This window comes from Spongiactinospora sp. 9N601, from assembly GCF_044326295.1.
Taxonomy (GTDB): domain Bacteria; phylum Actinomycetota; class Actinomycetes; order Streptosporangiales; family Streptosporangiaceae; genus Spongiactinospora; species Spongiactinospora gelatinilytica.
In genome coordinates this window covers 94,294-115,071 of the sequence record NZ_JBIRBB010000011.1, presented here as the reverse complement: position 1 = coordinate 115,071, position 20,778 = coordinate 94,294, and the positions used below count along the sequence as shown (strand labels likewise).

The 20,778-nt window shown below is 72.1% G+C and carries 19 protein-coding genes; 10 read left to right on the top strand and 9 right to left on the bottom strand.

Annotated features, from left to right (window positions below; all coding sequences use genetic code 11):
- Positions 1 to 588: 588 nt before the first annotated feature.
- Entirely contained in the window at positions 589 to 945 is a 357-nt protein-coding gene (locus ACH34R_RS26245) for a hypothetical protein (RefSeq protein WP_397564181.1), read from the bottom strand.
- A gap of 469 nt (positions 946 to 1,414) precedes the next feature.
- On the opposite strand from ACH34R_RS26245, the gene ACH34R_RS26240 reads away from it, so the two are divergent.
- The 8 genes from ACH34R_RS26240 (at position 1,415) to ACH34R_RS26205 (ending at position 9,063) form a co-directional block, all read left to right on the top strand.
- Positions 1,415 to 1,990 (top strand): hypothetical protein, encoded by a 576-nt coding sequence (locus ACH34R_RS26240; RefSeq protein ID WP_397564180.1) that lies wholly within the window; start codon positions 1,415 to 1,417, stop codon positions 1,988 to 1,990.
- Positions 1,991 to 2,472: 482 nt separating this feature from the next.
- On the top strand, positions 2,473 to 3,339 hold the full coding sequence (locus tag ACH34R_RS26235) for an ABC transporter permease (protein WP_397564179.1): 867 nt from the start codon (positions 2,473 to 2,475) through the stop codon (positions 3,337 to 3,339).
- 5 nt (positions 3,340 to 3,344) lie between these two features.
- Complete coding sequence (locus ACH34R_RS26230; RefSeq protein WP_397564178.1) at positions 3,345 to 4,103, top strand: ABC transporter ATP-binding protein; 759 nt, start codon at positions 3,345 to 3,347, stop codon at positions 4,101 to 4,103.
- Entirely contained in the window at positions 4,100 to 5,737 is a 1,638-nt protein-coding gene (locus ACH34R_RS26225) for an FAD-dependent oxidoreductase (RefSeq protein ID WP_397564177.1), read from the top strand. The genes ACH34R_RS26230 and ACH34R_RS26225 overlap by 4 nt, the downstream gene beginning before the upstream one ends.
- A complete protein-coding gene (locus tag ACH34R_RS26220) occupies positions 5,734 to 6,129 on the top strand; it encodes a 4Fe-4S binding protein (RefSeq protein ID WP_397564176.1) in 396 nt (131 codons plus the stop codon). The genes ACH34R_RS26225 and ACH34R_RS26220 overlap by 4 nt, the downstream gene beginning before the upstream one ends.
- Positions 6,126 to 7,112 carry an ABC transporter substrate-binding protein gene (locus tag ACH34R_RS26215; protein ID WP_397564175.1) on the top strand — a complete coding sequence of 329 codons (987 nt, stop codon included), beginning with the start codon at positions 6,126 to 6,128 and terminating at the stop codon, positions 7,110 to 7,112. The genes ACH34R_RS26220 and ACH34R_RS26215 overlap by 4 nt, the downstream gene beginning before the upstream one ends.
- Positions 7,109 to 8,692, top strand: coding sequence for an FAD-dependent oxidoreductase (locus ACH34R_RS26210; protein WP_397564174.1), 1,584 nt, complete (start codon positions 7,109 to 7,111; stop codon positions 8,690 to 8,692). Before ACH34R_RS26215 ends, ACH34R_RS26210 begins: the two co-directional genes overlap by 4 nt.
- Positions 8,689 to 9,063, top strand: a complete 375-nt coding sequence (locus tag ACH34R_RS26205; protein WP_111169294.1) for a 4Fe-4S dicluster domain-containing protein — start codon at positions 8,689 to 8,691, stop codon at positions 9,061 to 9,063. Before ACH34R_RS26210 ends, ACH34R_RS26205 begins: the two co-directional genes overlap by 4 nt.
- Positions 9,064 to 9,085: 22 nt before the next feature.
- Here ACH34R_RS26205 and ACH34R_RS26200 read toward each other — a convergent pair whose 3' ends face one another.
- From ACH34R_RS26200 to mmsA, 3 genes are all read right to left on the bottom strand, one after another.
- On the bottom strand, positions 9,086 to 10,207 hold the full coding sequence (locus tag ACH34R_RS26200; RefSeq protein ID WP_397564173.1) for a substrate-binding domain-containing protein: 1,122 nt from the start codon (positions 10,205 to 10,207) through the stop codon (positions 9,086 to 9,088).
- A 77-nt stretch (positions 10,208 to 10,284) separates the two neighbouring features.
- Positions 10,285 to 11,583, bottom strand: a complete 1,299-nt coding sequence (gene mmsB, locus ACH34R_RS26195; protein ID WP_397564172.1) for a multiple monosaccharide ABC transporter permease — start codon at positions 11,581 to 11,583, stop codon at positions 10,285 to 10,287.
- Positions 11,580 to 13,127 (bottom strand): multiple monosaccharide ABC transporter ATP-binding protein, encoded by a 1,548-nt coding sequence (gene mmsA, locus ACH34R_RS26190; protein WP_397564171.1) that lies wholly within the window; start codon positions 13,125 to 13,127, stop codon positions 11,580 to 11,582. The genes mmsB and mmsA overlap by 4 nt, the downstream gene beginning before the upstream one ends.
- Positions 13,128 to 13,441: 314 nt before the next feature.
- On the opposite strand from mmsA, the gene ACH34R_RS26185 reads away from it, so the two are divergent.
- Positions 13,442 to 14,626 (top strand): ROK family transcriptional regulator, encoded by a 1,185-nt coding sequence (locus ACH34R_RS26185; RefSeq protein ID WP_397564170.1) that lies wholly within the window; start codon positions 13,442 to 13,444, stop codon positions 14,624 to 14,626.
- 18 nt (positions 14,627 to 14,644) lie between these two features.
- Positions 14,645 to 15,571: an ROK family protein gene (locus ACH34R_RS26180; protein WP_397564169.1), complete on the top strand. Its 927-nt coding sequence runs from the start codon at positions 14,645 to 14,647 to the stop codon at positions 15,569 to 15,571.
- Here ACH34R_RS26180 and ACH34R_RS26175 read toward each other — a convergent pair.
- The 5 genes from ACH34R_RS26175 to ACH34R_RS26155 all read right to left on the bottom strand — a co-directional run bounded on the left by ACH34R_RS26175 (position 15,561) and on the right by ACH34R_RS26155 (position 20,362).
- Positions 15,561 to 16,643, bottom strand: a complete 1,083-nt coding sequence (locus ACH34R_RS26175; RefSeq protein WP_397564168.1) for a hypothetical protein — start codon at positions 16,641 to 16,643, stop codon at positions 15,561 to 15,563. The genes ACH34R_RS26180 and ACH34R_RS26175 overlap by 11 nt on opposite strands.
- A gap of 88 nt (positions 16,644 to 16,731) precedes the next feature.
- The gene (locus ACH34R_RS26170; RefSeq protein ID WP_397564167.1) at positions 16,732 to 17,373 is read right to left on the bottom strand and encodes a response regulator; all 642 of its coding nucleotides are present in this window, start codon (positions 17,371 to 17,373) and stop codon (positions 16,732 to 16,734) included.
- Complete coding sequence (locus ACH34R_RS26165) at positions 17,366 to 18,511, bottom strand: sensor histidine kinase (RefSeq protein WP_397564166.1); 1,146 nt, start codon at positions 18,509 to 18,511, stop codon at positions 17,366 to 17,368. The genes ACH34R_RS26170 and ACH34R_RS26165 overlap by 8 nt, the downstream gene beginning before the upstream one ends.
- A gap of 41 nt (positions 18,512 to 18,552) precedes the next feature.
- Entirely contained in the window at positions 18,553 to 19,314 is a 762-nt protein-coding gene (locus ACH34R_RS26160; RefSeq protein ID WP_397564165.1) for an IclR family transcriptional regulator, read from the bottom strand.
- Between the two features lie 301 nt (positions 19,315 to 19,615).
- Positions 19,616 to 20,362, bottom strand: a complete 747-nt coding sequence (locus ACH34R_RS26155) for a lytic polysaccharide monooxygenase (RefSeq protein WP_397564164.1) — start codon at positions 20,360 to 20,362, stop codon at positions 19,616 to 19,618.
- Between the last annotated feature and the right edge of the window lie 416 nt (positions 20,363 to 20,778).

The following is a 20,778-nucleotide window of genomic DNA, read 5'->3' as shown; positions in this document are numbered from 1 at the left end:
CGATCCCAACCGCCGTCAACCGACCCCATCAAACGCCACTGGCCTGGGAATCTGGAAAAGCCGCAGGCCAGCGGACAGTCCGAATCACCTTGACACGGTAGAGGTCACTGGTTCGATCCCAGTATCGCCGACCACGATGCTCCCGGACGGTGGTCCCGCGACGAGGTGCCGTTCCCTGTCGATGATCGTGCCCCTGTCCACCGTGTCGAGGCCGTAGCCGCCTAGATTAGGACGACCGTGATCCAGCCGAGGTCACGATAGGTGGCCCAGTTCGCGCTCGCGCCGCCGCCGTGCCCCGGCGGCTTTCCCGCCATGAAACAGTTCGGCGTGCGCTGGGCTGAGCAGCCTCCCACGTTACCGCCGAGTTCGGGAACGGCAGCCTGGCTGGCTGGTACAGGGTGTCGGCCACCCGGCTCGGTGCTGCGTCGTTCTGGGCGCCGTGAAGTGCGTCGCGCCTGGCCGCCGACCGCCGACGGGCCCGACATCACGTACGCGAAAGCACGGTCGTCCCGTCGAGCACCTGCCGGTGCTCGGTCCTCGGATCGAGCGTGATCACCATGCCCCCGGTACCGGCCACTGGTTCTCCGGTCAGCCGCCCGAGTCGCCGATGATCAGGTCTCCGGTGTCCGGATCGGCCGCGACCGTGAATCCGCGCCGCCGCAGGATGGTGGTCAGCGCCAGGTGAATGGCCTCTCGGATGCCTGCGTATCGGGTGATGTCGCCATTGGGCAGGTTCGCCGTGCTGATCCAGGACACCAGTACGTCGCCCCCGGCCGCACGGTGGACCTGCAGGCCGCCGTCCACGGCGAGGTCGGCGGGGTCGACCACGAAGCCCGCCCGGCCGAGGATCACCCGGACCCTGCGTTCCAGCGCGGTCTGGCACGTCACGTCCGGCTCATCGTGCCGGGTCGCGGCCAGGTCGGTGGTGTCATCGGCTTCACGCAAAGGTCACGCCTCCCTCCGTACGGCTTCGGTTCGGTGCCGCGCTCGCGCTGGAGGCATCGGCCGCTGGAAGCGGCCGGGCGCGCGCCTGCTCTCCCTTTCACCTCCATTCGCTGCCATTCGCCTCCCTTCGTCTTCGACATCCCCGGCAATAGGGGCCGGAAACACCGCCACGGCTTTTCCGCAGGTCACATACGGTTCGCCATAAGCCCCGGCGGTTACGCGCCGGGCCGCGCATTCTTGATCGGCGCTTTGAAGATCCCGGCCGGATCGGCGCGGATCGTCCGGTGGGCCCGGCGGCCCGCCGTTCGCCCGGCCATGGGCATCGCCGTGGCCGTCGTTGCGCGGCCACAGTAGCGGATAAAGCGGCCATTGCCGGACCAAACCCAATTTAAAGCAGGCCGTAAGCGGAATGCAGGTTCCCCGCTTACCATAAGGGTGGAAGCTCGGATTCGGAGGGGCGGTGCACGCGATGAATGAACCGAGCCCGGAAGAGCCCACCCACCGCAGGCGGAGGTGGGCACGGACGGATAAGATCGCCGCTTTCGCGATCGTGATTTCCGCCGTCATCACCTTGGGGATCTGGCTGGCCGATCGCCAGGGCAGGAGCGTTCCACCGAGCGGCACGATCACCAATATCGCGGACGAGCTCAAGGTCAGGGAAGAAGCCCTGTTCGTCGAAGGAAAAGCCGGTGACATCCCGGTCGGGTCCGAGGTGTGGCTCGTGATCAGGGCCGGTTTGGAGAGGCGATGGTATCCGGTCATGATGACCCGCCCCGGGCCGGACGGCTCGTGGCGCTCGGACGATGACGCGAGTGATCCGCAGAATGTTCGGCTGGTCACCAATGGCCCCTACTACATCCAGATTTACTGTGCCAACATGAGTGCAATTGCGGAGTTCCAGCAATACAAGGCCAAAGCCATAAAAAGCAACAAATACCCTGGAATGGACAAGCTGCCGCGCGGCGCGAAACTACTGGACGAGAAACGAGTCCACCGCAACGGCTGGGCGAAGTCGACACAGGGCCATTCCCCGCCATTGCAGTGAACGGCGAGCCGTCGGCCCCACGGGATCCCGCCGTCCATGACGAACCACGAGCCCACTCCACCGCCCGGCCCCGACCCTCGGCCCATGATCCACGGCCCGGCGAGCCTGGCGTGACGCCGATCACCTGACACCCCTGCCCTGCCTTGCCCTCCAGGAAGGCCTGGCGGGGCGGAGGCCGGGCATCTTTATGTATTTCCGATCTGGACAGTAGGGTATATCGGGATTATGGTGGGGGTTATGTACGAGATCGCCCGCCTCGTCGGCCGATGTCCGCTTCGTTGGGCACGGTGACGCGGCCCCACCGTCGCCGTTCGCCGTCCACTCCCCCGCCCCAGGTCGCCTGGAGCCTTCCGGCGCATCGTCGCGCCGCCTCTCCCCGACGTTCCCCCCTGATCTCCACCGTCGCGCGCACACGGACCGCCCGTCCGCTCAGTACGCGTGTCTCCGCGCATGCCCGCGGACGTCCCAAGGAGCCGCCTCCCATGACACAACCCGTCCTTTCCGTCCGCGCCCCCGCTCCCGCGGAGCCCGCCGAACCGCCGGAGCCCCGGCAAGGGGGGCCGGGCTCGCCCGTCGCCCGGGTCGCCGGGGTGATCGCCTCGCGCGGGCGCAGGCTGGTGGGACTCGCGGCCATCCTGGTCATCTGGCAGGTCGGCGCCTCGCGCGGCTGGCTGGGCGCGAACACTCCCCCGCCCACCCGCGTGTGGAGCGCGGCCGCCGAACTGATCTCCACCGGGGAGTTGCAGCACCACCTGGGGGCCTCACTCGTACGGGTCGCCAAGGGGCTGGCGATCGGGTTGACCGCCGGTCTGGTGCTCGGGCTGATGGCCGGGCTGGTACGCCTCTTCGAAGACCTCATCGACGCGCCCATCCAGGCCCTGCGCATGCTCCCGCACCTGGCCCTGGTGCCGGTCTTCATCATCTGGTTCGGCATCGGCGAGACCGCCAAGGTCGCCCTCATCACGATCGGCCCGATCTTCCCGCTCTACATCAACGTCTTCCACGGCATCAAGGGGCTGGACGAGCGGCTCATCGAGTCCGCCAGATCCTGCGGCGTCCACGGCCTGGCGCTGATCCGCCGGGTCATCCTGCCCGGCGCGCTGCCGCAGATCCTCGTCGGCCTGCGCCAGGCGCTCGGCATCGGCTGGCTCAGCCTGGTGGTCGCCGAGCAGACCGCGACCACCTCGGGAATCGGGTTCCTGGTCACCGACGCCAAGGAGTTCCTGCGTACCGACGTCGTGTTCGTGGTCCTCGCGGTGTACGCGCTGCTCGGGCTGGCCACGGACCTGCTGGTACGCGCCCTCGAACGGTACGCCCTCGCCTGGCGGCGGGGGTACACGGCGAAATGAGCGACATGACCGCGATCGATACCCCCACCGAAACCCACCAAGGCGTGCGCGTCCGCGGCCTGCGGCGGGCCTTCGGCGACCGGGTCGTACTCGACGACGTCGATCTCGACATCGCCCCCGGCGAGTTCGTCGCCCTGCTCGGCGCCAGCGGCTCCGGCAAGAGCACCCTGCTGCGGGCGGTCGGGAGGCTGGACCGGCAGGCGGAGGGCGAACTGCGCGTCCCCGACCAGCGGGCGATCGTCTTCCAGGAGCACCGGCTGTTGCCCTGGTCGCAGGTGTGGCGCAACGTCACGCTCGGCCTCACCGGCTCCGACCTGCGCAGGCAGGCCCTGCGCGCGCTGACCGAGGTCGGCCTGGCCGCCCGCGCCGACGCCTGGCCGACGACGCTGTCCGGCGGCGAGTCGCAGCGGGTGGCCCTGGCCAGGGCGCTCGTCCGCACGCCGGAGTTGCTGCTGCTGGACGAACCGTTCGGCGCGCTGGACGCGCTCACCCGCCTGCGGGCGCAGGCACTGGTCGCCCGGCTGTGGAGCCGCCACCGCCCCGCCGTACTGCTGGTGACCCACGACGTGGAGGAGGCCCTGCTGCTCGCCGACCGCGCCTTGCTGCTGGCCGGCGGGAAGATCGCGCAGGAGATCCTCGTGGACATCCCCCGGCCGCGTTCCCTCGACCACCCCCGATTCGCCACGCTGCGCCGCCGGCTGCTGGTCGGCCTCGGCGTCGATCCCGACCTCAGCCGCGCAGAGCAGACCCAGGAGTTGCCGTGACCGTGACCACCATCCCCGTGGACTCCCTCGAACTGACCGCGGACGTGCTCGTCATCGGCGGCGGACCGGCCGCCGCGTGGGCCGCCTGCAAGGCCGCGCAGGCCGGCGCGGACGTCGTGCTCGCCGACAAGGGCTACTGCGGCACCAGCGGGGCGACCGCCTCGGCGGGCACCGGGATCTGGTACGTGCCGCCGCATCCCGCCGAGCGGGAGAAGGCCATGGCCTCAAGGGAGGCGCTCGGCGGCCACCTCGCCGACCGGCGCTGGATGACCCGCGTGCTCGACCAGACCTACGACGGCGTGAACGAGCTGGCCGAGACCGGCCGCTATCCCTTCCCCCCGGACGGGCGGGGCGGCCAGTTGCGGCGCGGGGTGCAGGGCCCGGAGTACATGCGCAGGATGCGGATCATGCTGCGCCGGGCCGGGGTGCGCATCCTGGACCACAGCCCCGCCGTCGAACTGCTGCTCGACGCGGCCGGCGCGGTAGCGGGCGCTGCCGGGCACCAGCGCAGGCACGACCGCCCCTACCGGGTGCGCGCCGGCGCCGTGGTGCTGGCCACCGGCGGCTGCGCCTTCCTGAGCCGGGCGCTCGGTTGCGACGTCAACACCGGCGACGGGGCACTGATGGCGGCCGAGGCGGGCGCGGAGCTGTCCGGCATGGAGTTCTCCAACGCGTACGCGATCGCGCCGGAGTTCTCCTCCGTGACCAAGACCGCCTACTACTCCTTCGCCACCTTCTACCGCGAGGACGACAGCGTGCTCGAAGGCGCGGGCAGCCAGAAGGGCCGCTCGGTGATCGCCCGCGCGCTGCTGTCGGAGAAGGTCTACTGCCGCATCGACCGCGCGGACGAGGCCGCCAGGCGGGCCATGCGGCTCGGCCAGCCGAACTTCTTCCTGCCCTTCGACCGGGTGGGCATCGACCCGTTCACCCAGCGGTTCCCGGTGACGCTGCTGCTCGAGGGCACCGTGCGCGGCACCGGCGGCATCCGGATCACCGGTGATGACTGCGCGACCTCGGTGCCCGGCCTGTACGTCGCGGGCGACGCGGCGACCCGCGAGCTGGTGTGCGGCGGCTTCACCGGCGGCGGCAGCCACAACTCGGCCTGGGCCATCTCCTCGGGGACCTGGGCCGGCCGGGCCGCGGCCGGGTTCGCCGCCGCGCTCGGGCGGCACACCGGACGCCGGGCGCTGACCCCCGCGGGCGGGGCCGGGCTCCGGCCGGGGGCGCGGCCGGGCCGGCCGGAGGAGTACCACGACGTCGTGGCGGCGGTCCAGGCCGAGGTGCACCCGTACGAGAAGAACTACCTGCGGCACGCCGACCGGCTCGCCCCCGCGCTGGCGCGGCTGCACGGCACCTGGGCGGGGCTGCGCGCCTCCCTGCGGGGTGTGGGCGGGGACGCCGTCCAGGCCAGGCAGGCGGCGGCGATGGCCGCGCACGCCCGCTGGATGTACACCGCCGCGCTGGCCAGGCAGGAGAGCCGCGGCATGCACAAGCGGGAGGACCGGCCGGCCCAGGACGCCGCGCTGCGGCACCGGCTGCTGGTGTCCGGCCTGGACGAGATCACCGTGCGCCCCGATCCCGTCGCGCCGGTCGGCCCGCTGGAGCACGCCGGGCACCTGCGGGCGGCGTCGTGATCGAGATCGTCTCGCGGGAGCGCTGCATCGGGTGCGACCGCTGCGTGGAGGTCTGCCCGACCAACGTGTTCGACTCCGGCCCCGGCGGCGTCCCGCTGATCGCCAGGCAGGGCGACTGCCAGACGTGCTTCATGTGCGAGGCGTACTGCCCGGTGGACGCCCTGTTCGTGGCGCCGCAGCCGGCGCCGGTCGGGCCGGGGTCGCCGCTGGGCGACGAGGCGTACGTGACCCGGTCCGGGCTGCTGGGCGCCTACCGCAGGGAGATCGGCTGGGGGCACGGCCGTACGCCGGGCGCGCTGCGGGCCGTCGGACCGGAACTGCCCCGCGGCGCGCCCCCGCGCGCACAGACCCCCGTCGAAACCATGTTCCGGACACCCGAGGAGCACCCATGATCGGCCGCCGATCGTTCGCCCTGCTGCTGACCGCCGCGCTCGCGCTGCCCGCGCTCGCCGCCTGCGGCGCCGGCGGCGCGTCCGGTGCCACGGCCGCGTCCTACCCGCTGCGGATCGGCGTGATCGGCACCGGCAACAAGCTGACCGGCGTGATCGGTTACCTCAACGACGAGAAGCGGCTGCTGCCGCTGCTGGCCCCGGCCGGGGTGACCGAGGTGAAGTCCTTCTCCTTCCCCAACGGCCCCGACCTCAACCAGGCCTTGCTGGCCGGCGAACTCGACATCGCCCTGTACGGCGACACGCCCGCCCTGGTCGCGCGGGGCGCGGGGCAGCCGACCCGGCTCATCGCGCAGAACACCGTCGGCATCGACGCGGGCGTACTGGCCAAGAAGCAGGGCGGCCCGGCCCGGCTGGTCGACCTGGCCGGCAAGCGGGTCGCCACCCAGAAGGGCTCCTACATCCACCGCTACCTGCTCGGCGCCCTGGCGGAGGCCGGGATCAAGCCCCAGGAGATCGTGCACATCTACAACAGCGACGTCGAGGCCGCGCTGGAACGCGGTGACGTGGACGCCGCCGCCGTCCCCGCGGCCAACATGGAGGCCCTGCGGCTCAAGGGCTACCCGCTGATCAACATCGCCTCCCGCGACCACCCCGCCTACCTGGGGTCCAGCGCGACCGTGGTGCCCGAGTCCTTCCTCGGGGCGCGTCCCGGCTTCGTCAAGGTGTGGCAGGGCGCGCAGCGGGAGGGGACCAGGCTCGCCAAGCGGAACTGGGACCGCTACCTGGCCTTCGCCGCCAAGGTCGGCGGCTACCCGGCCGAGGTCACCAGGGCCACGACCCTGCGCGAGCAGCTTCCCGAGGAGCCCTTCACCCCGCAGGGGCTGCGCCTGCTGGAGAACACCAAGAGGTTCCTGGTGGAGCAGAAGTTCATCAGGTCCGACTTCTCGATCGAGGAGTGGATCGCCCCGGGAGCGCGCGGATGAGCGGCGCGGGCACGATCGTGCGCAAGGCGGACGTCCTGGTACTGGGCGGCGGGCCGGCCGGGGCGTGGGCCGCGCTCGCGGCGGCCGAGGCGGGCGCGCGCGTGGTACTGGCCGACAAGGGGTACTGCGGGACCAGCGGCGCGGCGGCCTCCGGCGGGAACAACCTCTGGTACGTGCCGCCCGATCCGGCCCTGCGCGAGGCCGCGATCGACGCGCGCGAGGCCATCGCGGGCGGGCTGGCCGACCGTGGCTGGATGGCGCGGGTCCTGGAGGAGACCCGTCACCAGGTGGACCGGCTGGCGGGCTGGGGGTACCCGTTCCCGGTGGACGACAGCGGCGTGGAACGGCGGGGCAGTTTGCAGGGGCCGGAGTACATGCGCAGGATGCGGCGCAAGGTCCACCGCGGCGGGGTGCTGATCCTGGACCACCACCCCGCGCTGGAACTGCTCGCCGACGCGGACGGCGTGGTGACCGGGGCGGCCGGGGTCCGCCGCCAGGAGGACGGCAGGCCGTGGGAGGTGTGGGCGGGCGCGGTCGTGCTGGCCACCGGCGGCTGCGCGTTCCTTTCCGGGGCCTTCGGCCTGAACGTGAACACCGGCGACGGGCATCTGATGGCCGCCGAGCTGGGGGCCGAGCTGTCCGGCATGGAGTTCTCCAACGCCTACGCGCTGTCCCCGGCGTACGGCTCGCACACCAAGGGGCTGATGATGCAGTTCGCCGGCTACTACGACGAGGAGGGCCGCGCGCTCCAGGCGGCCGGCCTGACCGACGGCCGCCGGCGGATCGCCCGGCTGCTGGCCGACGGCCGGCCGGTCTTCGCCCGGCTGGACAAGGCCCCGCCGGAGCTGCGCGAGGCGATGCGCCAGGCGCAGCCGAACTACTTCCTGCCGCTGGACAAGGCGGGCATCGACCCGTTCACCCAGGCGTATCCGGTGCGGCTCGTACTGGAGGGGACGGTACGCGGCACCGGCGGCCTGCGCATCGCCGGCGCGGACTGCGCCACCACCGTGCCCGGCCTGTACGCCGCGGGCGACGTGGCCACCCGCGAGCTGATCACCGGCAGCGTCAGCGGCGGCGGCAGCCACAACGGCGCCTGGGCCATCTCCTCGGGCACCTGGGCCGGGAGCGCCGCCGCCGCCTTCGCGCGCACCGGGCGGCCCCGCCGCCCGAGGTCGTGCCCGGCGGGGCGGGCGGGCCGGGCCGGGCTGCGTCCGCACGGCTCTCCCGGCCTTGCGACCGCGGACGTGGTCAAGGCCGTCCAGGAGGAGGTCATGCCGCTGAAACGGAACTACTTCCGCGAGGCGGACGGGCTGGTCCGTTCGCTCGGCGAGCTGGACCGGCTGTGGTCGGCGGTGTCGGCCGGGCTGACCGGCGAGGGGCGGGAGGCGATGCGGGCGCGCCAGGCCGCGGCCATGGTCGCGCACGGCCGCTGGATGTACCGGGCCGCCCTGGCCAGGGACGAGTCGCGCGGCATGCACCAGCGCCTGGACCGCCCGGGGGCCGATCCGGGCCTCGCCCGCCGCATCCGAGTCGGCGGGCTGGACCGGGTCTGGACCGCGCCGGAGGAGGCTGCCGCGTGATCGAGGTGGTCAGTCGCGAACGGTGCGTCACCTGCGACATCTGCGTGAAGGTCTGCCCGATGGACGTGTTCGACCTCGGCCCCGACGGGGTGCCGGTGATCGCCAGGCAGGACGACTGCCAGACGTGCTTCATGTGCGAGGCGCACTGCCCGGTGGACGCGCTGTACGTCGCGCCGTTCACCGGACCGGCCCCGGCCGGTTCGCCGCACCGGGACGAGGCGGCGCTGCGCGCGAGCGGCGCGATGGGCGACTACCGGCGGCTCATCGGCTGGGGGCGGGGCCGTACCCCGGGCAGCCGGCTGGACAAGAACCACGTCTTCACCGCCCGCCTGGCCGCCGCGCAGGGCGCCGGGGAGCCCGCCGCGCGCTGAGCTCCCCGCCGCCCCGCGGTGGTCACTTGGTGAGCGGGGCCAGCTTCGGGTCGTTGGCGTACGCTTCGGCCGCGTTCGTCTTGGTGACGATGACCGGCGGCAGCAGGTACGCCGGGACGACCTTGGTGCCGTTGTCGTAGGAGTCGGTGTCGTTGATCTCCGGCTTGCCGCCCGTCTGCAGCGCCGTGACCATCTTCACCGTCTCGGCGACGAGCTTGCGGGTGTCCTTGTTGATCGTCGAGTACTGCTCGCCGGCCATGATGGACTTGACCGACTCGACCTCGGAGTCCTGGCCGGTGACGACCGGGATCGGCTTGCCCGCGCCCTTGACCGAGGTGATGATCGCCCGGGCGAGCGTGTCGTTGGGAGAGAGCACGCCGTCCAGGGTCTTGCCGCCGTTGTAGGTCGAGGTCAGCAGTGAGTCCATGCGCTGCTGGGCGCCCTCGGCCTTCCAGCCCTGGATGGCGGTCTGCTTGACCTCCTGCTGGCCGGAGCCGACCACGACGTCGCCCTTGTCGATGAGCGGCTTGAGCACGTCCATCGCGCCGTTGAAGAACACGCCGGAGTTGTTGTCGTCGGGGGAGCCGGAGAACAGCTCGACCGTCCAGGGGCCCTTGGGCTTCTTGGCCTTCATGCCGTCCAGCAGGGCCTGACCCTGGAGCTGGCCGACCTTGAAGTTGTCGAAGGCGATGTAGTAGTCGACGTCCGGGGTGTTGGTGATGAGCCGGTCGTAGGCGATGACCACCGCGCCGGACTGCTTGGCCTGCGCCACCTGGGTGGAGAGCTGGGCGGCGTCGGTCGCGCCGATGACGATCACCTTGGCGCCCTTGGTGACCATGGCGGAGATCTGCGCCTGCTGGTCGGAGACGGTGGCCGACGCGCCGGCGTACTGGACGTCGGCCTTGAACCCGGCCGTCGTGAGCTCGTTGGTGAACAGGTCACCGGCGAGCACCCAGTTCTCGGAGGTCTTCGACGGCAGCGCGACGCCGATGAGCGAGTCGGCCGGGAAGCCCTTGGCGGGGCTCGCGGCGGTCTCGCCGCCGGTAGCGGTGGTGCCTTGACGCTCGGAGGCGCACGCGGCGCTCAGGGCGAGCATCGCCACGGCACCGGCCGCCGCGATGCTCCTGGTGAGGAATTTCCGCATTTCTGGGACGAACCCTTCCTGATTGTGATGGGGCAGCGATGCGAGCGCACGGGGGCGTCTGCCGTCGCCGGTGGCGGTCAGCCGGCGACCCTGGCCTTGTCGGGCGTGGTGGCCGAGCCGGGGTCCGAGGGAGGGGACGCCGGGCCGTCCCGGCGGAACTGGCGCAGCAGCGACCCGATGATCGAGAAGCGTCCCTGTTTCTTGTTGTAGACGTCGAGCGCGACGGCCAGCAGCAGCACCAGCCCCTTGATCATCTGAACCTTGTCGATGCCGACGCCCTCAAGTTGCAGGCCGTTGTTCAGCAGGGCCATGACCAGGCCGCCGACGATCGACCCGCTGATCGTGCCGAGCCCGCCGGACACCGCCGCGCCGCCGATGAAGACGGCGGCGATGGCGTCGAGCTCCCAGTTCAGCCCGTCCTGGGGGCCGGAGGCCGCGGACCGCGCCACGAAGATCATGCCGGCCAGCGCGGCCAGCACGGACATGTTCAGCATGACCATGAAGTTGACCCGCTTGAGCTTCACGCCGGAAAGCTCCGCGGCGCGCGCGTTGCCACCGACGGCGTAGATGTGGCGGCCCCCCACGGTGTTGCGGGTGTAGAAGGAGTACGCGAGCACCAGGGCGATCAGGATGATGCCGGAGATCGGCAGGCTGGTGCCCACCCGGCCGCCCGCGAAGCGCAGGGTGGCGAAGACGATGACGCCCACCATCACCGCGAGCCGGAGCGCCGAGATCCACATCGGCGCGGCGTCGGCGTTCATCTCGCGCCGGGTCCGCCGGGCCTTCCACTCCCGCCACACCACGCCCACGCAGGCGGCCAGGCCGAGCAGCAGCGTCAGGTTGTTGTAGCCGGTGTTCGGGCCCACCTCTGGCAGGAAGCCGGCGCCGATCTGGCGGAAGCCGATGGGGACCGGCACCGTGTCGGCGTTGCCGATGTACTGGTTGCCGCCGCGGAACAGCAGCATGCCGGCCAGCGTCACGATGAACGCGGGAACCCCGACGTAGGCGACCCAGAAGCCCTGCCAGGCGCCGATCAGCGCGCCGACGACCAGGCCCAGCACGATGGCCGGCGGCCACGGGATCGCGAACTCCTGCATCGCCTTGGCGACCACGATGCCGGTGAAGGCGGCGATCGAACCGACCGACAGATCGATGTGCCCGGCGACGATCACCATCAGCATGCCGATGGCCAGGATCAGGATGTAGGAGTACTGGGCGGCCACCGCGATGAGGTTGCCGGAGGTCAGCGTCAGACCGTCGGTCCAGATCTGGAACAGCAGCACGATCGCCACCAGAGTGAAGATCATGCCGAACTGCCGGGCGTTGGAGGTCGTGCCCCCGAAGAGGTTCTTCTGCAGGTCCTTGATTCGGCTCATGGCGTCGGCGTCTTCTTGGTAGAGGTCATCTGCTTCATGAGGAGTTCGGGGTCGGCGTCCCGGCGTGGCACGTCACCGGTGATGGTTCCCTCGAACACGGTGTAGATGCGGTCGCACAGGCCGATCAGTTCGGGCAGTTCGGAGGAGATGACGATGACGCCCTTGCCCTGGTCGGCCAGCTTCTGGATGATCCCGTAGATCTCGTACTTGGCTCCGACGTCGATGCCGCGCGTCGGCTCGTCGAGGATCAGCAGGTCGGGATCGGTGAACATCCACTTCGCCAGGACGACCTTCTGCTGGTTGCCGCCCGACAGCTTGGTGACGCCCTCGTCCACGCTGGGCGTCTTGATCCGCAGGCTCTCGCGGTACTCCTCGGCGACCCGGTGTTCGAGCACCGGGTCGATGACCCCGTACGTGGAGATCTTCGACGGCTTGGCGGCCACCATCGAGGTCTTGATGTCGTCGAGCAGGTTGAGGCCGATCGCCTTGCGGTCCTCGCTGACGTACGCGAGACCGTGCCGGATGGCCTCGGCCACGGATCTGAGCTGGATCTCCTTGCCGTCCTTGAAGACCTGGCCGGAGAGGTGGACGCCGTAGGAGCGGCCGAACAGGCTCATCGCCAGCTCGGTGCGCCCGGCGCCCATGAGCCCGGCGAAGCCGACGATCTCCCCGCGCCGCACGGTGAAGCCGGAGCCCTTGCACACCAGCCGGTCGGCCGAGATCGGGTGCCGCACCGTCCAGTCGCGGACCTCGAAGAACACCTCGCCGATGTGCGGGGTGTGCTCGGGGAACCTGCTGCTCAGCTCGCGGCCGACCATGCCGCGCACGATGCGGTCCTCGTTGACGCCGTCCGCCCTGACGTCCAGGCTCTCGATCGTCCGGCCGTCGCGCAGGATCGTGATGGAGTCGGCGACCGCCGCGATCTCGTTGAGCTTGTGCGAGATGATGATCGAGGTGATGCCGCGGTCCCTGAAACCGCGCAGCAGGTCCAGCAGGTGCCGGGAATCGGCCTCGTTGAGCGCGGCGGTGGGCTCGTCCAGGATGAGCAGCTTCACGTCCTTCGCGAACGCCTTGGCGATCTCCACCAACTGCTGCTTGCCGACGCCGATGTCCTTGATCAGCGTGTCCGGGTCCTCCCGGAGGCCGACGAGCTCCATCAGCTCCAGCGCCCGGCGCTGGGCGGCCTTCCAGTCGATCGCGCCCCGCCTGCGCGGCTCGTTGCCGAGGAAGATGTTCTCGGTGATCGACATGCCGGGCACCAGCGCGAGCTCCTGGTGGATGATCACGATGCCCGCCTGCTCGCTGGCCCTGATGCCGCCGAAGCGGACCTCCTCCCCCTGGAAGAGGATGCCGCCGGAGTAGGTGCCGTGCGGATGGACGCCGCTCAGCACCTTCATCAGCGTGGACTTGCCCGCGCCGTTCTCGCCGCAAATGGCGTGGATCTCCCCCGCCCTGACCACGAGGCTGACATCGGCGAGCGCCGTCACCCCCGGGAACGTCTTGGTGATCGACCGCATCTCAAGGAGCACCGGGGCGTCGGTCATGACCGCGGCCCCGTCGCTCCGGGGCCGCGGCGACGGCGCGTATGCGGTCCTCGGGGGGTGCGGCACGTCGTTGACATCAACTTGCCTCCGATGACCTCTCCATGGACCACCGCCGCGGCCGGGCGCGCCCTGCCCCAACGGTCTGCACGTCCTGCGTGTTATACCTACGAAGACGGACCTTAAATCCATTTGATTTACTAAGTCAACGCCCGCTAGGGCAGAATGTTCCCCGCAGGCGACGAGCAGAGAGGACCTTGTGGGTGCGGCGCGCAGGTACAAATCTCCCCAAGGTAGGGCGATACAACCGAGCGGTCGTGCTGGACCAGATCCAGCTCGCCGACGGCATCAGCCGGGTGGAGATCGCCCACCACACCGGCCTCACCCCACAGACCGTCTCCGGCATCGTGCGCCGGCTGCTCGATGAGGGCATCGTGCGCGAGGACGGCGCCAGCCGGGTCGCCAGCGGCGGCAAGCCCCGCACCACCCTGCGGATCAACCCCGACGCGGGCAGCGCGGTCGGCCTGCACTTCGACCCGGTCGAGCTGACCTGCGCGGTGGTGGACCTGCTCGGCCTGCCGCTGGTCGTCAAACGCCGCCCGACGCCGCCGCACGCCTCCCCGCAGGACGTCGTGGCGGCCATGGCCGGGCTGACCGCCGAGGTGGTCGCCGAGGCCGGCGTACCGCTCGGGCGGGTGCTCGGCCTGGGCCTCGCCACCCCCGGCCCGATCGACCAGGACGACGGCACGGTCGTCGCCCCGCCGCAGCTCACCAACTGGACACGGGTGCCGGTCAAGCGGATGCTGAGCGAGGCCACCGGCCTGGCGGTGACGATCGACAACGACGCCACCGCCGCCGCGGTCGGCGAGCGGTGGTCCGGCGCGGGCCGGGGCGTGCCCAACTTCGCGTACTTCTTCCTGGGCACCGGCATCGGCGGCGGGCTCATCCTCGACCACCAGGTCTACCGGGGCGGTTCGCTGAACGCCGGGGAGTTCGGTCACGTCTCGGTGCTGCCGGACGGCCCGGAATGCTACTGCGGCAACCGGGGCTGCCTGGAGCGGGTGGTCAACCCCACGGCGATCGTCGCGGAGGTCCATCGGCGGCTCGCCGAGCGGGGCGGCGGCGTCCTGGCCGAGCCGTTCGAGCGTGATCCGGCCCTGGTCGACCATGCCGCGATCCGGCTCGCCGCCGAGGCGGGCGACCCTCTCGCGGGCGCGGTCATCGACCAGGCCGCCGAACGCGTCGCCTCGGTCGCGGTCAGCGTCGCCAACATCACCGACGTCGATCTCATCGTGCTGGGCGGGCACGGCATCTCGCACGTCGAGAAGCGGTACGTCGGCGCGGTCACCGCGGCCCTCGCCACCCGGCCGCTGTCCCGGCACATCCGGACGGTCGACGTCGCGCTCTCGCCGCTCGGCGCGGACGCCGCCGTCGTCGGCGGCGCCGCGCTCGTACTGCACGCCACGTACTCGCCGCAACTGTCCGCGCTGCTCGCGGACTGATCAGATCGGGGATGGCCGATGGACCACCAAGCCGTGCTCGCCGTCGACATCGGCGGCACCAAGATCGCCGCCGGGCTGGTGGGCCCGGACGGCACGGTGCGCAGGCACGCCGAGACCGCCACCCCGGCGAACGAGCCCCTGATCGGCGAGGCCCTGCGCACACTGCTCACGTCGGTGGCCGGAGGGGTGCGTCCGAGCGCGGTCGGGCTGGCCTCGGCCGGTCCACTCGACCTGCGGCGCGGCACGGTCAGCCCGGTCAACATCCCGGCGTGGCGGGACTTCCCGCTGGTCGAACTGGCCGCCGGCATCGTGCCCGGCGTCCCGGTCACGCTGGTGGGCGACGGCATCGCGGCGGCGGTGGGCGAGCACTGGCGCGGCGCGGGGCGTGGGTCGGTGTCGATGCTCGGGATCGTGGTCTCGACCGGCATCGGCGGCGGGCTCGTGCTCAACGGCGTGCCGTACCCGGGGCCGAGCGGCAACGCCGGGCACCTCGGGCACACCGTCGTCGATCCGGCGGGGCCGTCCTGCACCTGCGGGGCCGCCGGCTGCGTCGAGGCGTACGCCAGCGGCCCGTCGATGGTCCGCTGGGCCCGGCGGCACGGCTGGACCGGCACCGACGCCCGCGGCCTGGCCGCCGACGCGGGGCGCGGCGACCCGATCGCCCTGGCCGCCTTCGACCAGGGCACCCAGGCACTCGCCCGTGGCATCGTCGCGGCGGCCACACTGTGCGACCTCGACCGCGTGGTGATCGGCGGCGGCGTCTCGGCGGCCGGTCCCCTGCTGTTCACCCCGCTGCGCCGCCATGTCGAGCGCTTCAGCACCCTCGGCTTCGTCCGCCGGCTGACCGTACAACCGTCGGCCCTCGGACGCCAGTCCGGCCTGCTCGGGGCCGCCCGCAGCGCGATGCTCGCCACCCCGGCCCCCGACGAGCCGATCAGCGCGTGATCGCGGCGGCACAGTGCCGGCACTCCCCCCGGCGCCGGTAGTAGCAGGCCAGGGCGGCGAGCCCGAGCGTGCCGCCCCACAGCAGGAAGGACGGGATGGGCAGGGCGAAGACCGGTCCGACCCGGTAGCCGTAGACGTCGATGGACCAGCCGCCGGCGATGAGGTCGGGCAGGCCGCGCGCCCAGGACAGGCCGACGGCCATCGTCGCGCACGCGGCCAGCCCGGCGCACACCACGGGCACGGCCACCGGGACGGGGCGGCCGGCCAGGCCCACCACCCAGCGCGGCCACACCTCGCCCCAGCGGTGGACGAGCCCCGCCGTCAGCACCGACCCGGCGGCGCACATGCCGATCAGGATGAGTTCCATGCCCTTGGCGCCCGCCCCGCCGTTGGCGGTCGCGAGGTGCCGCAGGAACTCCGCGGGCACGCCGAGCGGGATGTCCAGCACCCAGGCCAGCCGCACCACGGCGTACCCCCACGGCGCGGCGACCGCCGTGTAGGTGAGCGCCCGGCGGTGGCGCACCAGCCACGCCGCGCCGCGCCCCGTGCGGTGGCCGGCCCGGCGGCCGCAGTGCGCGCACGCCGACCGGCTCGCCCGCTGGTAGGCCAGGGTGGCGGCGGCCCAGGCGAAGCCGCCCGCCATCAGGATGAGGAAGTTCACCGTCGGCCAGTCCATCTTGTCGAGGGTGAGGAAGATGAGCGGGAACAGCGCGAGGTGCAGCGCGCGGATCTCCGGCAGGACAAGCGTCAGGAGCACGGCGAGGCCCCAGCCGGACAGCAGCAAGACCGGCCGTGGCCCCCGGGCCCGGCGGGCCATCGCCCAGGCGATGACCGCCCCCGCCGTGCCGAGCCCGGCCATGACCGGCCCGGTGACCTGCGCGGTCGCCCCGGCCAGCAGCCGCCCGTGTCCCTCCGCGTTGACATCGGCCGCCCCGAAGGGGAAGCCGCCGCCGCCCGCCGCCCAGAACACCCCGAGGGCGGCGTACACCACCGACCAGCCCAGCGCCGCGTACGCGGTCCAGACCGGCCACCCGCGCAGGACCCGCTCGGGCCGTAGCCTCGTGATCGCCATGGCCCCAGCGTCCACCGGCCAGCCCCGCCGCCGCCTCCCCCGCGGCGGGGACCCGGGTCCCCGCCAGGGGGGAGATCCCGCGTGAGCGTCACTCGACCTGGCCGGTCTCCCAGGCCCAGGCGGCCAGTTCGATGCGGTTGCGCGCGCCGCGTTTGCGCTGGATGCTCTGCACGTGCGTCTTGACCGTGCTGGGCGCGATGAACATGGCCGCGGCGATCTCGTCGTTGGACCTGCCGCGCGCCAGCAGCCGCAGCACCTCGGCCTCGCGCCCGGTCAACGGCTCGCCCGCGACGGCGCCTTTGGGGAGGGGCCCGGTGAGGTGCCGCAGCAGCCTCACGGTGATCGACGGGCTGATCAGGGCGTCGCCCGCCACCGCGGCGCGCAGCGCCTCGACCAGCAGGGCGGGGCCGCTGTGCTTGAGCACGTAGCCGCAGGCGCCGTTGCGCAGCGCCCGGTAGACGTAGTCGTCGGTGTCGAAGGCGGTGAGGATCACCACCCGCAGGCCGTCGGCGGCCAGCAGCCGGGTGACCTCGATACCGTCCAGGCGGGGCATCTCGATGTCGAGCAGGACCACGTCAGGGCGCAGCCGCCGGGCCGCCGCCACCGCCTCGGCCCCGTCGCCCGCCTCTCCGGCCACCACGACGCCTTGGCTCTCCAGGATCAGCCGCAGCCCGGCGCGGACGATCTGCTGGTCGTCCGCGATGAGGACGGTCAGGTCCGGTTCAGCCATCGGGCAGCAGTGTATCCACCGGAATCTCGGCCAGGACCTGCCATCCGCCGTGCGGATGCGGCCCGGCGGCGAAGGTCCCGCCGAGGGATCTGACGCGCTCCTCCAGGGCCGGCAGGCCGAGCCTGGTGGAGGGCGGGCGGGCCGGGGCGCCCCGGCCGGGGCCGTTGACGACGCTCGTCACCACGTTCGGGCCGGCACGGGAGATCGTCGCGCGTACGGACTCGGCGTCGGGGACGTGCCGCCGTACGTTGGACAGCGCCTCGACCACGATCCTCGCGACGGTCGTGCTCACCCGCCGGGGCAGCCGTCCGGCCAGTCCAGGGTCCAGGGTGAGCGTGGCCGGGATGGTGCCCGCCGCGGCGAAGCCCGCCACGATCCGGGGCAGCTCGCCGAGCCCGGGCGCGGCGTCGTCGCCCGGCTCGTCTCGTTCGTCCAGGTCGTGCAAGGCGCGGACCGTGGCGCTCAGCGAGGTCAGGGCCCGCCGCCCGGTCGCCTCGATGTGGCGCAGCGCCTCCCGCTCATGGTCGCGCGCGGCCTGGCCCGCCTGTGCCTGGACGACCATCTCGCCGAGGTCGTGCGCGATGAAGTCGTGCAGGTCCCTGGCCAGGTTCAGCCGCTGGGCCCGCCGGGCCGCGGCCACCGACCGCACCCGTACCGAATCCAGCCAGCGCAGGTGCGCGCCGATCGCCGCCGCCCCGATCGCGCCCAGTGCCCAGAAGGCGCACAGGCCCACCGCCTCCAGGACGGACGAGGCCGGGACCACGCGCAGGATCAGCAGCGCGCCGGCCGATCCGCCCGCCAGGCCGGCGGCCACGGCGTGCCGTACCGGCGCGTCCCTGACCACGATGATCAGCACCAGCAGCAGCGCGAGGGTCTCCAGGTAGGCCCACGCCCCGGCCACGGGCGGACCGGTGGTGAGGCTCACCCCTGCCGAGAGCGGCGCGAGCACGGCCAGGACGGGTACGGCGCGGCGGCGCGCGGGTGGCGCGCCGAGCACGGTGGCGGCCGACGCGCAGGCGACCAGCGCCGACGCGACGGTGACGGGCCCGGCGTCCGGGGTGATGAGCAGGCCCGCCAGCGCGCAGGCGAGCACTCCCGCGCCGATCGCCACGGCCCGCGCCCGCGTGGTCCACTGCACGCCACGAGCCTACGGCGGGGGCGGCCCGCTCCAGGGACGGGTCAAAGGCGGCCGAGTTCCATGGCCGTCTCCTGAAGGATCGGCACCAGTTCGGAAAGGCCGGGCATGGACAGCCGCGCCTCCGGCCCGGAGACGGACAGCGCGAGATCGCGCGGCGCCCCGGGAACCGGCACGGCCACGCTCCGCACGCCGAGTTCCTGCTCGCCGTCGTCCACCGCGTACCCCTGCTCGCGCACCAGCTCGATCTGCCGCATCAGGGCCCATTCCTCGGTGATCGTGCGCGACGTCTGCGCGGGCAGCCCGTGGTCCGCGATCAGGCGGCGGATCTGTGCGTCGGTGGCCTGCGCGAGCAGCACCTTGCCCTCGGCCGTGGCGTGCGGCGCGACCCGCCGCCCGGCATCGACGAACATCCGCAACATGTGCCGCTGCGAGGCGACCTGAGCGAGGTACACGACCTCGTCGGCGTCCATCGCCGCCAGGTTGGCGGTCTCGCCGACCCGCTCGACCAGCCGTCCGAGGTACGGCCGCGCCCAGGCTCCGAGGAAGGCGCCGGCGACCCGCCCAATGAAGATCATCCTTGGCCCGAGCGTGTAGATCTTCGAGGTCTCCTGCCTGACGTACCCGCCGGCGACCAGTGTCCGCAGGATGCGGTGAATGGTGGTGGCCGGCAATCCGGACGCCTCGGTCAACTCGGTCAACGACATCGAGCCTCCGGCGGCGGCGAGGTGTTCGAGCAGCAGAAACGACCGCTCCACCACCTGGATACCGGCGAACCCATCGGCCACCTGCACGGCCTCGGCCATGCCAGCCCTCCCAACCTCAAGCGAGCGAGGCTCACCGTGTCGCTGAATGGGAGGTACCCTCCAGCCCACTGTGCGGAAGCGAGCCACGAGAACCCTCATTCTCCTCGAAGCCCGCCACTCACGCCGTAATCTCCGCCAACCCCCAGATGCCCCGCCGCGGCGTGGGTGGAAACGGCATTGCCCGGGGCGGGCGCCGGGGCCTGCGCGAACGTGCGCCGAGGGCCGGCCTCCTGTGGGCCATGGGGGAGGCCGGCTGCTCGCGCGCCGGGCGGCGATGCTCAGGCGGTGGGCGGCGCGCTCGTCACCGGCGTTGCCAGAGGGCCGGGACGTTGGGCGGTTCCCAACCGGCCAGGGCGGTGTGCGCCTGCAGGCACTGATACGTGGCGCCGTTGTAGATCGCCTGGTCACCGGAGGCATAGGCGGTGCCGGACGTCCAGTCGCCCGCGGGGCCCTGGGTGGGCGTCACGGTGGGGGTCGGCGTGGGCGTCGGGGTGACCGTGGGGGTCACGGTCGGGGTGGGAGTGGGCTGGGGGCCGCCCGGGCCGACCTGGAGGTCCACGCAGTTGTAGAAGGCCATCGCGGTGTCGGCGATGTTCCAGACCGCGCGCAGCTTGATCCGCCCGGTGTGGCCACCGAGGTTCACCGTGTGGGTCACCCTGGTCCCGGGCTGCCTGCCGTGGTCGTTGAACACCGCGACCCGGGTGTCCCCGATGAAGTACTCCCACGTGCTGGTGGAGTGGTTGGCCGTGATGATCCACTTGAAGTTCACGGTGTTTCCGACGTTGGCGACGGGCCATGCCTTGGAGTCGTCGTCGAGCGGCGCCCAGCGGCCGTCACCGCCGCTGCAGTTGCGCTGGCCCTTGAGACCTTCGACGGCGTCCGGCTCCCAGATGATGTCGCCGCAGTCACTGACCTTTCCGGCCGCGCAGTTGGCCTGGCGGCTCGGTGGGTCGGAGATGAAGCCGTGCGCCGAGGCGGGGGGCGCCACGAACACCGTCGCCCCCACGGCGACGAGCACCGTGAACACGACTGTGATCAGTTTTCGCATGTCACGCATCCTTCTGGCTGGAGGGGTGCCCCCAAACTAAAGGAAAGTTTCTTAACTAGAAAAGGTCAAACAGATCCCTCCCCCGTGCTATCGGGCACCCTCCCGAACACCGATCCGGGCGGCACGGCCGACCCGCCCCCCTCGGCCTCGTGACCAGGACACCGGGTACGCCCACACCGGCCCGGCACCCGGAAGCCGCCCCAACCGGGGGAACGTCTTTCCAGCACTTCGTGTTATGGCCACCACCCCCCGGGCGCGAGCGAGCACTCAGCGCCACCGGCCCGCCCCCGCCCATCGATGCGGGAACATGACCGCTCGTCGGTGTAGTACGCGCTGGCCCGCCACCCACCGTGGCGATGGAATCACGTGTGCGCAGGCCCCGGCACACCCCTCAGGCTCCGCCACCCAGATGGCGT